This window comes from Acinetobacter sp. FDAARGOS_559 (assembly GCF_003940475.1).
Taxonomy (GTDB): domain Bacteria; phylum Pseudomonadota; class Gammaproteobacteria; order Pseudomonadales; family Moraxellaceae; genus Acinetobacter; species Acinetobacter baumannii.
The window spans coordinates 3,085,254-3,098,330 of the sequence record NZ_RKJG01000005.1 but is presented as its reverse complement, the minus strand read 5'-3'; the positions used below and the strand labels follow the sequence as shown (position 1 = coordinate 3,098,330).

Genomic DNA, 13,077 nt, shown 5'->3' with positions numbered 1-13,077 from the left:
AAAAAAGGCCGCTCTATTGAGTGGCTTTTTTATTTGGTTGACAAGCTTTACACAAAAATACATTTTGCTGATTTCTATGTAAAATTATTTATAAGCTTTTGAAAACAAATATTTTTAATATAAAAAAGCCATGTTTTTTAGTAGCTTACTTATACCTTTTCCAATATATCTCAGCTGATTAATTGTTTTTTTCTGTTAAAAAACAGACTTTTTTCACTCTTTTCCCGATCTTTTTTGACAGCTAACAGTAGTATTTCAACATTTGCAGTGATAGCATAGCGGCAGACCAGTTAGACTGCTCCATGCGTTGTTACCTAGCTACGTTTTAGGAATAATAAAAGCAAAACAGTCCAACTTAGGTTTTTTTAATCTCAAATCTTTTTTGTGAGAGTGATGCCATGTTATTCAAAAAATTCGCTGTTGCTGCTGCTGTTGCTGCTACTTTAGCTTTCGTTGGTTGTTCTAAGAAAGAAGAAGCTCCAGCTGCTGCTGCTGCTTCTGAAGCAGTAGCTGCTGCTTCTGAAGCTACTGAAGCTGCATCTGAAGCTGCTGTAGCTGTTGACGCTGCTGCTGCTGAAACTGCTGCTGCTGCTTCTGACGTTGCTGCTGCTGCTTCTGACGTTGCTGCTGCTTCTGCTGCACAATAATCTAGATTCTAGATTAGATAAAAAAGAGGACATTTTGTCCTCTTTTTTTATGCCTAAATTTTATGTTTACACATTAAAATAGATTTGATGTATTAATGGCTAAGTATACTTTTCTAATATTAAGAAAAATTTATTCTAGATTTATTTAAAGTCATAAATAAAAAAGCAGATCAATCGATCTGCTCATTTCCAACGCGTTGTCTAAATTTCTGACCCGCTCTGAAGGTAACTACACGGCGTGCAGAAATCGGAATTTCTTCGCCAGTTTTCGGATTACGTCCTGGACGCTCGCGTTTATCTCTAAGCTCGAAATTACCGAAACCAGAAAGCTTAACCTGCTCGCCCGCAATAAGCGCTTGGCTAATTTCGTCAAAGAACAACTCGACCATTTGTTTTGCTTCACGGCGATTTAAGCTGGTTAACTCACTTAAATGATCAGCCATGTCTGCTTTAGTTAATGCTGTCATGAGGCCCTCAATGTCGCTTGATAAGTGTTTTCCAACACTTGGATTATATTGTCCATACCAGATTTAATTTCAGCATCTTCAAGCGTACGTGAAGGATGTTGCCATAATAACGCAAACGCTAATGAGCGTTTACCTTCTTCGACACCCTGCCCCGTATACACATCGAATAACCAAGTAGAGCCTAAAAGCTCTCCACCAGTTTTTTCGATTAACTGCTGAATATCTCTAACATTTATATTATCAGAGATTAAAAGCGCAATATCACGTCTAACCGAAGGAAAACGTGATAATTCTGTAAAATTAGATACATAAGATTGCAAAACGGCAGCCTGATCAAGCTCGGCAACCCAAGTTGTGCTCAAATCTAGTTCGTTTTCTAAAGATGGATGCAAGCGGCCTAGGTAACCAATTGATTGGCCATCAACTAAGATTTCAGCAGATTGCCCTGGATGCAACCATGGACGCTCTGAACGTACATACTCAACTTTGACACGTCCAGCAGCTAAAATCTCTTCTACTTCACCTTTAAAATCGAAGAAATCCATTGGCTGTGGCTTAGCATGCCATGATTCAGGTTCACGAGAACCTACGGCAACTAAAGCCAATGTAGGAATTTGCTTCAGATCCTGAATAGAATTAGCATTTTGATAATCAAAACGCAAACCTAGTTCAAAGAAACGTACACGGCTTTGCTGACGGTTTAAATTATATTGTACACAAGGAATTAAGCTCGAAAGCAATGTGCTGCGCATTGCAGCCAAATCACTAGAGATTGGATTTGCCAACATTAACGGATTTACTTGCGGGTTCAATTGCTTTTCAAGTTTTGCATCAGCAAAGCTAAAGCTAATCGCTTCTTGATACCCTAAAGTGACTACCGTTTGACGTAACTGTACGATTTCAAAACGATCTTGGTACTTAGCAAGTTGAACATCCATACTTGGTAAGCTGATCTGAATATTGTCATAACCATTAATACGTGCAACTTCTTCAATCAAATCTTGATAAATTGCCATATCGTAGCGATGTGATGGTGGAACTACGCTCCATTCACCATCCGCTTGAACAGTGACTTCACAACCTAATCGAGTTAATGCATCTGTAATGAACTCTGCCGCTACTTTGTAACCCAACAACTGGTCTACTTGAGCTTGCTTAAGTTCAATCGCTTCACGTTTCGGAAGTAAATCAGCTTTTTCAGCTACAGTAATTGGACCGAACTCACCACCCGCCAACTCTTGAATAAGCTGAGAAGCACGGTTCATCGCAATTAACGGCAATTCAAAATCTACACCGCGTTCATAACGTTGTGAAGAATCTGTATGTAAACCAAAGCGACGAGCACGTCCAGCAATCGCAAGCGGAGCAAAAAATGCGCTTTCCAAGAAGATATCAGTCGTATCATCAGTTACACTTGATGCTAGACCACCCATGATACCAGCGATTGCTAGTGCTTTCTGATCATCAGCAATAACCATCACATCTTCTTGCAACTCAACTTCTTGATCATTCAAAAGCTGTAACTTTTCTTTCGGCTTAGCTTGGCGAACGTGTACAGCTCCTTCGATTTTAGCTAAATCGAAAGCATGCATTGGCTGACCCAATTCCATGAGGACGTAATTCGTTACATCAACTAAAATACTATGAGTACGAATTCCTGATCGTGCTAAAGCTTGTTCCATCCATTCAGGAGTAGCAGCTTTAACATTTACATTTTTAATGACACGTCCTAAGTAGCGTGGAGCTCCATCAGTATTGATGACTACTTTTTTCTCATCGGTGATTGTCGCATCAACCGATTTAATTTCAGGCTCATTCATTTGCAGTTGGTTAATCACTGCAACTTCACGTGCGATACCACGAATACTAAAGCAGTCACCACGGTTTGGTGTAATACTAATATCGATGACATTATCATCAAGTTTTAAGTATTCACGGATGTTTACCCCTACTGGAGCATCGGCAGATAACTCAAGTAAACCATCGATTTTATCTTCAAGGTCAATTTCAGAAGCACCGCACAACATACCTTGTGACTCGACACCACGAAGCTTACCTTTTTTGATTTTAAAATCACCCGGTAATACTGCACCAATAGTTGCCACAGGTGCTTTCATTCCAGCACGAACGTTAGGAGCACCACATACAATTTGTAAAGGCTCACCTGAACCAATATTCACTGTTGTTACACGCAGACGGTCTGCATCAGGGTGCTGCTCAACTGTTAGGACTTCACCAACTACAACGCCAGTGAATGGCTTAGCAACAGGTGCCAGCTCATCTACTTCAAGACCAAGCATAGTCAACTGATCAGATAATGTATCGCTATCAATTGCTGGGTTAACCCATGTGCGTAACCAATTTTCGCTAATCTTCATCTTTATAAAACCTTATTTAATCCTGAAAAAATGTTAGGCAAATTGGCGTAAGAAACGCACATCATTTTGATAGAACATACGCAAGTCATTAATGCCATAACGCAACATTGCAAAACGTTCTACCCCTAAACCAAAAGCAAAGCCTTTGTATTTATCAGGATCAATCCCCGCAGCACGCAATACATTTGGATGTACCATGCCACAGCCTAATACTTCTAACCAACGTCCACGCTCATCCATGATATCCACTTCCGCACTAGGCTCTGTGAATGGGAAATATGATGGACGGAAACGTACTTTTAAATCTTTCTCAAAGAATTCATTCAATAGGTTAATCAATAAACCTTTTAATTCAGCAAAGCTGGTGTTCTCAGCAACGTACAAACCTTCAATTTGATGGAACATTGGCGAATGCGTTTGGTCTGAGTCACAGCGGTATACACGACCCGGACATACAATACGAATTGGCGGCTGGCTTGTTTCCATAGTACGAATTTGCACACCAGAAGTATGCGTACGCAACAAATGGTTTGCATCGAAATAGAAAGTATCATGCATAGCACGTGCAGGATGGTGCCCAGGAATATTTAAGGCTTCGAAGTTATGATAGTCATCTTCAACTTCTGGTCCTGTAGCAACCGTAAAGCCAGCTTTAGTAAAGAACTGGCAAATACGTTCTTGCACTTGAGTAACAGGATGAACTGTACCAACGCGCTGTCCACGACCTGGCAAAGTAATATCAATGGTTTCACTTGCTAATTTTTGCGCCAGTGCAGCTTGTTGTAATGCTGTTTGACGCTCAGTTAAAGCGTTATTAATTGTTTCTCGAACAGCATGAATCGCAGCACCTTGTACTTTACGTTCTTCAGGGTCCATTTTCCCTAATGCTTTCGATTGTTCTGCAAGCTGGCTTTTTTTCCCTGTAAATTGCACACGCACCTGATCAAGTGCAACAAGGTCTTGAGCTGCTGCAATGGCAGCAAGCGCTTCTGTGGTCAGGGCTTCCAGTGACATAGTAACTCTCAAAGCAACAAATTTAAAAATATAATAAAACACTGCATTCTAACAGTTTTTCACCGTATTGATGAAGTTTATCCATCATGAAAAATGTATTAGGCAACAAAAAGATAAAACGTATAAAATAATAGCATCGTCAATGAGATCAATTATTATGGCGCTTAATCAAATTTGGAAACAACAACTTACACTTGTGACCTATGGTAATGAATACCTACGTCAGAATTTAAGTTTTAGCCAATGGCGACAACATCATATTTTTGACCAGCATAGTTTTCAATTTCGTGACTTAATTTCACAACATTTACTTGCTCAACATTTCCAAGTTTGGTTAGAAGCACTCAAAAAACAAGGGACGACTCAAATCTCTCTTCACCTATCTACTATTTTAAATGAAGAGCAAAACCCGAATAGTAATGTCGAGCTTTTACCTTATGCTCATTTTATTGTAAGTCATCAAAACAATAAGAAAATCGCATGGATTTTTGGACATGAGCTTGCCGAATGGTACAGCAGCGATAACGAGTTTGAGCCGCCTCTGACTCAACGCAGCGATTTACGCTTAGAGACTTTCTGGCGTTTTGAGTTGAATGAAAAATTATCTAAGAAAGTTGAAGCTGACTTAAAGGCACCTCAATGGGATGAAATTGCTGACTTTATGGAAACCGAGTTATTTCGGAGTAAGTATGCAGCAGGTTTTGAAGAACCCGAATTTCAGAAAAAATATTTTGATGGGTCAACACATCAAATTTCGGTAGATCATCAACCAACACTTGCACTTATACCTGAAAACTACCCAGCAGATTGTGCGCATCAACTCCTCTATCGCACCCAAGCTTTATCCGACTATTTAGAGCAGAAAAAACGCACCGCAAATGATCCTTTAGGGGAAGACTTAGACCAAGAACAAATTATTAACTTAAGAAATTTCACCCACAAAGCCGATGATCTATTTGCAAAGCTCATTGTGAAAGCAGCCAATCATTATCAAACAGCTCAATTAAAACCTGTTGAAAAACCTTCTCCTTTTGATGCAACGAATGAGTCCCCAACTCATTTAAAAGCACCTCATCATAAGGCTGGAGGAACAGGGGTAATCAAGCTTATTGTTCTGACAATAATTATTTGTGCTTTGGCATACTATTTTGGTCTTTAATCAAGATTAAAGTTGCCATTCATAAAATAGTTCTATTATTCCAAAGCCGAACTCTGGTAGTTCGGCTTCACCAGTTAATTTGGCTCCCATTTTTTCATAGAAGAAGCGACTTGGATTTTTATTAAAAACTTCTAAACGAATAAAAGCATAACCTTGATTTAAAGCGCATTGATAGAACTTTTGGAATAACGCACGCCCTACTCCTTTTCTTTGAATTTCTCCTAATAAATAAAAAGCACGAATTTCAGCAATATTATTTTCTGGATTTAAATAACCATCGAGAAAGCCTTTCACTACTCCATTTTCAGTATAGATAAATAACTTATGATCAGGACTTCTGCTTATCTCTTTCCATAGCTGTTGTTTATCTAGTACGTTAAGCTCATCCAGTATTTCTTGCTTAATCATACCTGTATAGGTTTCTTTCCAACTCTGTACATGTACTTCTGCAATAGACAATGCATCCTTAAATGATGCTATACGAATATCTGTGTCATTTAATGGTTTCAATTCACTTCCCTCATGTCACTACTTTTTAGAGTGAAGCATTAATTTGTCTCGTACTAACCTACTCAGTTAAAAGTAACTCTCGAACATGTATTAAAGCAAAACCCAACAAATTTAGTCCTTGCCATAGAGATGGATCTTGAATGTGTGGATGGTCTTGCGCCATACCAACACCCCAAATTTTATCGACTGGAGATGCTTCAACCAAAATACGGTCTTTCGTTGCTAATAAGAATTTTTTTAACTCAGGATGCTGCGAGAATTTAGCAAAATTCGCCTGCACCACTATGTCAAAACGTTTTTCTCGCCATATCTGTTCATCATAATTACGTACTTTACGGCCTAATTGCTTCGCTTCATTCGGATGTTTAACCTGCAAAATCTGTGCAAAAATTTCTTTATCATTAAATAATTTTGCTTTTTGCGCCATCATATAGTGCTCAGCAGTAAAGTATTCAATACCTTCTACATTAAATTGCGCAGGAAACCACTGGCTAAAACAGCTTTTATCAATAAGATTAGCTTTCTTAGGAGTATGTCCCCAGAAATATAAATATTTGAACTGGTGACCTTGCTGTATTTTTTGAATTAAGTCATTTAGAAATTTTTCGTCTTTCATCATTTATCACTGATTATTTTCTTTTTTAAAATAGAACCACTAAAAATAAAAAAGACCGCTAAAAAGCGGTCTTTTTTTTTGAATCTCTAAGCTTATGCAGCTAATGCGCCTTTAGCTTTTTCAGCTAAAGCAGCAAATGCTACTGCATCATGCATAGCGATGTCAGCTAATACGCGACGGTCGATGATCACTTGAGCTTTTTTCAAGCCATCGATCATACGGCTGTAAGACAAACCGTTTTGACGAGCACCAGCGTTGATACGCGCAATCCATAGAGCACGGAATTGACGTTTCTTCTGACGACGGTCACGGTAAGCGTATTGACCAGCTTTGATTACCGCTTGGAACGCTACGCGGTAAACGCGTGAACGAGCACCGTAGTAACCTTTAGCGCGAGCAAGAATTTTTTTGTGACGGCGATGAGCCACTACACCACGTTTTACACGAGCCATTTATAATCTCCTTAGATGTATGGGCACATACGACGAACTGAAGCAACGTCACTTACGTGAACCATTACACAGCCGCGCAATTGACGGATACGCTTAGCAGATTTTTTGGTCAAAATGTGGCGCTTGAATGCTTGTTTGCGCTTAAAACCGTTTGCAGTCGCTTTGAAGCGTTTAGCTGCACCACGGCGAGTTTTTAACTTAGCCATAGTAACCTCTTTTGGGCACCTGTTCGGCACGATTGCACCATTGCAAAATCGACCTGCAGGTAAGGAAGCGCGTATTTTATAGTATGCTGACTAAAATTAAAACTATTCCTAGAATTTTTTTAAATTAATCCCTTTAGAAATGAGAAAAACCTATCTCTTTTTTAGATGAATATAATCGGCAATAATTTCAGCATCGCTGCTTATTTACCCCTATAATATGAGCAAATTATCAACATACGATATTTCAAATGCAGAAACATGATGCATTCGCTGCCCTGCGCTATAGAGATTTCTCAATTGTCACCATTAATCAATTTTGCTTAACATTAGCAATTTTGATTCAAGAAATTATTGTTGCCTATTCACTTTATCAAATTACCAAAGACCCTCTAACTTTAGGTTTAATTGGACTAGCAGAAGCCATTCCATTTATTGCCCTATCGCTTTGGGGTGGTTATTTTGCTGATAAATTTAATAAACAGGTCATCATGAAAATCTGTTTATTTTTCTCAGTACCTCTTCCTTTAGTTTTATGGTTACTGTTCCATCTGCATGGGTTGGGTCATATCAGTGTAAATTTCCTTTCTTGGGGTATTTATGCAGTTATTTTTGGTTTGGGCACCATACGTGGTTTTTATAACCCTTCTGCTACGTCCCTAAAACCATTTTTAATTCCACGTGAGCTTTATGCAAATGGTGCAACATGGACAACCATTGGTTGGCAGAGTGGTGTAATTATTGGACCTATGCTCGGTGGGTTCATGCTCGCTTATTTAGGCAGAGAAACCAGTCTTTTTAGTGTTGCCGGTCTACTTAGTATCTGCTTTATTCTCATTAATTTATTACATAAACGTAGCTTTCCTAAAATTGAAACTGCCAATGTTATAGAAAGCTTAGGCGATGGCTTTCGCTTTATTTGGAAAACCAAAATAGTTCTTTGGGCGATTTCTTTAGACCTTGCCTCTGTTTTATTTGGTGGTGTAATCGCTCTACTCCCTATTTTTGCCGAAGATATTTTAAAAGTCGGTCCTGAAGGCTTGGGTTACTTGCGTGCAGCTCCTTCTATTGGTGCGCTCATTACTATGATTGCTTTAACTCGTTTTCCGCCAACTCAGCACGCATGGCGTAATATGCTACTTGCAGTTGCAGGGTTTGGTGTATTTACAATCCTTTTCGCGTTCTCGAACAACATGTGGTTATCACTATTTGCGTTGGCGATGACGGGTGCTTGCGACAGTATTTCGGTGGTAGTTAGACAAACCATTTTGCAAATATTCCCACCAGAAAATATGCGTGGTCGCGTAGCGGCTGTAAATGGAATGTTTGTCTCATCAAGTAATGAGCTGGGTGCATTTGAGTCAGGCTTAGCTGCCAAATATTTAGGAACTATTGCAGCGACTATTTTTGGTGGTTGTATGACTCTTGCAGTAGTAACCTTCTGTTGGCTAAAAACCAATGATCTTTTTAAAGTCGATATTACTAAAAGCTCAGAAGATTAGTTAAATCATTTTAATAAAAGCATCTTCGGATGCTTTTATTTTAAATAAAACCTGTAATTACCCAATAAATGAAGATATAACGCCCAGCCTTAGCGATAAGGACCATAAATAAAAAACGCCAAAAATTTTCTTTGAATAAGCCAGCAACCAAAGTAATAGGGTCACCAATCACAGGTGTCCAACTTAAAAGCAGCGTATAAAAACCATATTTATGATAAAAGCGTTGGGCTTGTTCTAAACGTTTTTCAGAAACCGGAAACCATTTTTTATGTTTAAACTGTTCTATTTTTAAACCTAACCACCAGTTTATACATGAGCCCAATACATTTCCGAAAGTAGCAATCAAAATGAGAAGAAAAGCTGAATGTTGATTTTTTAATAATAAAGCAGCGAGTACAGCTTCTGATTGTAGCGGTAATAAGGTAGCCGCCCCAAAAGCACTCAGAAAAAGTAAAAAGTAACTTAGCATGTTAAATTAGACCAAATCACCTTTCACCTTATTCATTACCCTACCAATAAACTTAGATGACTTTAATTGATAATGCTTTTTGTACTGCAGGGCGTGCTGTTAAGCGAACAATGTATTCTTGTACATACGGGTAATCCTCTAATTGAATCCCCTGCCATTCATAACGCAAAATCCAAGGTAGAATTGCCATATCAGCAATTGAGTATTCCCCTGCAACAAACTTCTGTCCAATGAGCTGTTTATTCAACACACCATATAAACGCTTAGTCTCATTTACATAGCGGTCTATAGCATAGGGAATTTTCTCTGGCGCAAAGCGGTTAAAATGATGATTTTGTCCTAACATAGGACCTAAGCCACCCATTTGCCACATAAGCCATTGTTCCACTTCAACTCGCTCTTGCTCGTCTGTCGGGTAGAACAATCCAGTTTTTCGTCCTAAATACTGCAAAATCGCGCCTGATTCAAATACTGAAATTGGCTCACCACGTGGACCATCTTGGTCAACAATGGCAGGAATTTTATTATTCGGAGAAATTTTCAGGAAGTCTGGTTGAAATTGATCATTTTCTAAAATATTAATTGGGTAAAGGGTGTAATCCAGTCCCATTTCTTCTAAGGCAATTGTGATTTTATGTCCATTGGGTGTGCCCCAATAATATAGATCAATCATTCTATTTTCCTATTCATCGTTATCATGACTGCGTCTTGCGTTATATCATGTTTTAGGTAATACAATGATATTTCCAACACCAAAAAACACATAAAATTTGAGAATAACTTTGGATTAAAACGATATTAAACGTCAGTTTAAGAAAATAGAGCTAAAAGATGAGAGGCATAAAAAAGCACTGCTTTTGCAGTGCTTTTTTTGAGTGTTACTTTTTCTTTTTCGGTCCAAGTAACATACCCATTTGTCGACCTTCCATTTTCGGTGCTTGCTCTACGACCCCTAACTCAGCTACGTCTGCTTCAATTTTTTGCAATTGAGCTAAACCAAGTTGTTGGTGAGCCATTTCACGACCACGGAAACGTAAGGTGATCTTAACTTTGTTGCCTTCTTCAAGGAACTTCAGAATAGCACGAAGCTTAACTTGATAATCACCTACATCAGTTGCTGGGCGTAGTTTGATTTCCTTCACTTGCACTTGATGCTGTTTTTTCTTGGCATCTTTTTGCTTCTGTTTCAGGTCAAACAAGTGCTTGTTGTAATCCATGATTTTACAAACAGGCGGCTCAGCGTTTGCGACAATCTCAACAAGGTCAAGATCTGCATCCTCAGCAGCACGCAGTGCTTCATTTAATGAAACAATTCCTTTTTGCTCACCATCAGCACCGACAAGGCGTACTTCTTTTGCACGGATCTCATCATTAATTGCTGGACGGTTACTCTTTGCACCTTGTTGTTGGTTACGGTCAGGCTGTTTAATCTTTCTTACTCCACAATATACCGGCCACGTTCGGCGACGGCAGATTTCACTAAGTCAATGAAAGCATCCACTGACATAGTACCTAAATTTTTTCCTGAGCGAGTACGTACATTCACTGTACCTTCTTCAACTTCTCGATCACCAAGAACTAACAGGTAAGGAATGCGCTCTAGAGTACGCTCACGAATCTTAAATCCGATTTTTTCATTTCTCAAGTCAGAAATAGCACGAAGACCATTTTCCTTGAGTTTTGCCACAACTTGCTCACTTGCTTCAGCTTGAGAGTCAGTGATATTCATGACACATGCTTGTACAGGCGATAACCAAGGCGGCATAAAACCAGCGTAGTGTTCAATTAGTATACCAATAAAACGCTCAAAACTACCAAGAATTGCACGGTGCAACATGACAGGTTGATCACGCTCGTTTTCTTCAGTTACATAAGAAGCATCTAAACGAACTGGCAAGTTGAAGTCACACTGAATGGTACCACATTGCCATACACGACCAAGACAGTCTTTTAAAGAGAACTCAATCTTTGGACCATAGAATGCGCCTTCACCCGGCTGCAATTCCCATTCAAGACCAGCTGCATCTAAAGCATCTGCCAAAGATTTTTCAGCTAAATCCCAAAGTGCATCATCCCCTACACGCTTTTCTGGGCGAGTAGATAATTTCATTTGAACTTCTTCAAAGCCAAAGTCTTTATAAACATCTAAAGTGAGTTTAATAAAGTCTGCAACTTCTTTACCGATCTGTTCTTTAGTACAGAAGATATGCGCATCATCTTGAGTAAAACCACGAACACGCATAATACCGTGTAAAGAACCAGATGGCTCATTACGATGACAAGAACCAAACTCAGCTAAACGAATTGGTAAATCACGGTAAGACTTTAATCCTTGGTTAAACACTTGAACGTGACAAGGACAGTTCATTGGTTTTACAGCATAGTTACGACTTTCAGAATGAGTCGTAAACATGTTTTCTGCATAGTTTGCCGCATGACCAGATTTCTCCCAAAGCGTAAAATCTACGATTTGCGGAGTTTTGATTTCTTGGTAACCATTGTCTTGCTGAACTTTACGCATGTACTGTTCTAGTACTTGATAAATAGTCCAGCCATTTGCATGCCAGAACACCATACCCGGTGCTTCTTCTTGCATATGGAACAAGTCTAATGCTTTACCAATTTTACGGTGATCACGCTTTTCAGCTTCTTCAATACGCTTGATGTAAGCTGCTAACTGTTTTTTATCAGCCCAGGCAGTACCATAGATACGTTGAAGCTGTTCATTCTTCGCATCACCGCGCCAGTAAGCACCAGAGATTTTAGTAAGCTTGAATGATTTTAAGAATTTTGTGTTCGGTACGTGCGGACCACGACACATATCTACATATTCTTGGTGGTAGTACAAGCCCATTGCTTTTTCTTCAGGCATGTCTTCCACAAGACGTAATTTATATTCTTCGCCGCGGTCAGTGAATACTTTAATGACTTCATCACGCGGTGTCATTTTTTTGATAACGTCATAATCTTGATCGATGAGCTTTTTCATACGCTCTTCAATCGCAGCCATATCATCTAGTGTAAAAGGACGTGGCATCCAGATATCGTAATAGAAACCTTCTTCGATGACCGGACCAATCACCATTTTTGCTTCAGGGAAAAGCTGTTTTACTGCGTGCCCTACAAGGTGTGCACAAGAGTGGCGAATGATCTCAAGACCTTCTTCATCTTTTGGAGTGATAATTTGTAAGGTCGAGTCTTCGGTAATTAAGTCACATGCATCAACTAAGCGATCATTTACTCGTCCAGCAACGGTATTTTTTGCTAAACCAGGCCCAATACTTTGAGCGACTTCCATAACAGATACAGGGTGATCAAAACTCTTTTGATCGCCATTTGGCAATGTGATAATTGGCATAAAAAAATCCTTAAGGAGTGATGCCCTATACGAAGGAGCATTTCACCGCGAGATTATGATCGAGGCAAGCCTCAAAATATAAAAACGGTGTAAATCAAAATTAAAAAACCTGAAAGATTTTACACTTGTTCAAGCCAAGTGAAAACCTTTGTACTCATAAAATCATAAATACATTTTGCTTATACGGTAAACAGCAATAAATGACTTTAATAAAGACCTAGCTAAATTTTCAGAAATACATAAATAGGATAATTATTCATCAGAACTGATTTAAGATGTTGAAAATAGCATTTCTGCTCATT

Annotated in this window: 14 protein-coding genes and 2 pseudogenes; 3 read left to right on the top strand and 13 right to left on the bottom strand. The window is 39.0% G+C overall.

All coding sequences use genetic code 11. The features are described 5' to 3' along the window. Positions 1-178 precede the first annotated feature (178 nt). Positions 179-304 (bottom strand): annotated as a pseudogene (locus tag EGS71_RS16380) (hypothetical protein). 94 nt (positions 305-398) lie between these two features. On the opposite strand from EGS71_RS16380, the gene EGS71_RS16375 reads away from it, so the two are divergent. Beyond that, positions 399-647 (top strand): hypothetical protein, encoded by a 249-nt coding sequence (locus EGS71_RS16375; RefSeq protein ID WP_000897676.1) that lies wholly within the window; start codon positions 399-401, stop codon positions 645-647. Between the two features lie 170 nt (positions 648-817). Here the strand turns inward: EGS71_RS16375 and EGS71_RS16370 are convergent, their stop codons facing one another. From EGS71_RS16370 to pheS, 3 genes are read right to left on the bottom strand one after another with little or no spacing between them, the layout of a single operon-like run. Then, complete coding sequence (locus EGS71_RS16370; protein WP_000126166.1) at positions 818-1,114, bottom strand: integration host factor subunit alpha; 297 nt, start codon at positions 1,112-1,114, stop codon at positions 818-820. Next, positions 1,111-3,492 carry a phenylalanine--tRNA ligase subunit beta gene (gene pheT / locus EGS71_RS16365; protein ID WP_000703087.1) on the bottom strand — a complete coding sequence of 794 codons (2,382 nt, stop codon included), beginning with the start codon at positions 3,490-3,492 and terminating at the stop codon, positions 1,111-1,113. Before pheT ends, EGS71_RS16370 begins: the two co-directional genes overlap by 4 nt. 33 nt (positions 3,493-3,525) lie before the next feature. Continuing rightward, entirely contained in the window at positions 3,526-4,506 is a 981-nt protein-coding gene (pheS, locus tag EGS71_RS16360) for a phenylalanine--tRNA ligase subunit alpha (protein WP_000050953.1), read from the bottom strand. A 157-nt stretch (positions 4,507-4,663) separates the two neighbouring features. Between pheS and EGS71_RS16355 the strand changes: the two genes are divergently transcribed. Beyond that, entirely contained in the window at positions 4,664-5,665 is a 1,002-nt protein-coding gene (locus tag EGS71_RS16355; protein WP_002009346.1) for a hypothetical protein, read from the top strand. A gap of 6 nt (positions 5,666-5,671) precedes the next feature. On the opposite strand, the gene EGS71_RS16350 is transcribed toward EGS71_RS16355, so the two are convergent. From EGS71_RS16350 to EGS71_RS22810, 5 genes and pseudogenes are all read right to left on the bottom strand, one after another. Further along, the gene (locus EGS71_RS16350) at positions 5,672-6,175 is read right to left on the bottom strand and encodes a GNAT family N-acetyltransferase (RefSeq protein WP_000803547.1); all 504 of its coding nucleotides are present in this window, start codon (positions 6,173-6,175) and stop codon (positions 5,672-5,674) included. 58 nt (positions 6,176-6,233) lie between these two features. Further along, positions 6,234-6,791, bottom strand: coding sequence for an NADAR family protein (locus EGS71_RS16345; RefSeq protein ID WP_000650941.1), 558 nt, complete (start codon positions 6,789-6,791; stop codon positions 6,234-6,236). A 92-nt stretch (positions 6,792-6,883) separates the two neighbouring features. Beyond that, positions 6,884-7,243, bottom strand: coding sequence for a 50S ribosomal protein L20 (gene rplT, locus EGS71_RS16340; RefSeq protein ID WP_000124858.1), 360 nt, complete (start codon positions 7,241-7,243; stop codon positions 6,884-6,886). Positions 7,244-7,254: 11 nt separating this feature from the next. Further along, complete coding sequence (gene rpmI / locus EGS71_RS16335; protein WP_001096359.1) at positions 7,255-7,449, bottom strand: 50S ribosomal protein L35; 195 nt, start codon at positions 7,447-7,449, stop codon at positions 7,255-7,257. Continuing rightward, positions 7,437-7,568 (bottom strand): annotated as a pseudogene (locus EGS71_RS22810) (hypothetical protein); the annotation flags it as partial. The gene rpmI and the pseudogene EGS71_RS22810, both read right to left, overlap by 13 nt. A gap of 129 nt (positions 7,569-7,697) precedes the next feature. Between EGS71_RS22810 and nreB the strand changes: the two are divergent. Further along, positions 7,698-8,948 (top strand): nickel resistance MFS transporter NreB, encoded by a 1,251-nt coding sequence (gene nreB, locus EGS71_RS16330; RefSeq protein WP_001169059.1) that lies wholly within the window; start codon positions 7,698-7,700, stop codon positions 8,946-8,948. 40 nt (positions 8,949-8,988) lie between these two features. On the opposite strand, the gene EGS71_RS16325 is transcribed toward nreB, so the two are convergent. The 4 genes from EGS71_RS16325 to thrS all read right to left on the bottom strand — a co-directional run bounded on the left by EGS71_RS16325 (position 8,989) and on the right by thrS (position 12,775). After that, positions 8,989-9,417: a YqaA family protein gene (locus tag EGS71_RS16325; RefSeq protein WP_000954157.1), complete on the bottom strand. Its 429-nt coding sequence runs from the start codon at positions 9,415-9,417 to the stop codon at positions 8,989-8,991. Positions 9,418-9,469: 52 nt separating this feature from the next. Further along, the gene (locus tag EGS71_RS16320; protein ID WP_000566575.1) at positions 9,470-10,090 is read right to left on the bottom strand and encodes a glutathione S-transferase N-terminal domain-containing protein; all 621 of its coding nucleotides are present in this window, start codon (positions 10,088-10,090) and stop codon (positions 9,470-9,472) included. Positions 10,091-10,295: 205 nt separating this feature from the next. Then, complete coding sequence (gene infC / locus EGS71_RS16310) at positions 10,296-10,847, bottom strand: translation initiation factor IF-3 (RefSeq protein ID WP_012297364.1); 552 nt, start codon at positions 10,845-10,847, stop codon at positions 10,296-10,298. A 5-nt stretch (positions 10,848-10,852) separates the two neighbouring features. Beyond that, positions 10,853-12,775: a threonine--tRNA ligase gene (gene thrS / locus EGS71_RS16305; RefSeq protein WP_001121792.1), complete on the bottom strand. Its 1,923-nt coding sequence runs from the start codon at positions 12,773-12,775 to the stop codon at positions 10,853-10,855. Positions 12,776-13,077: the final 302 nt, after the last annotated feature.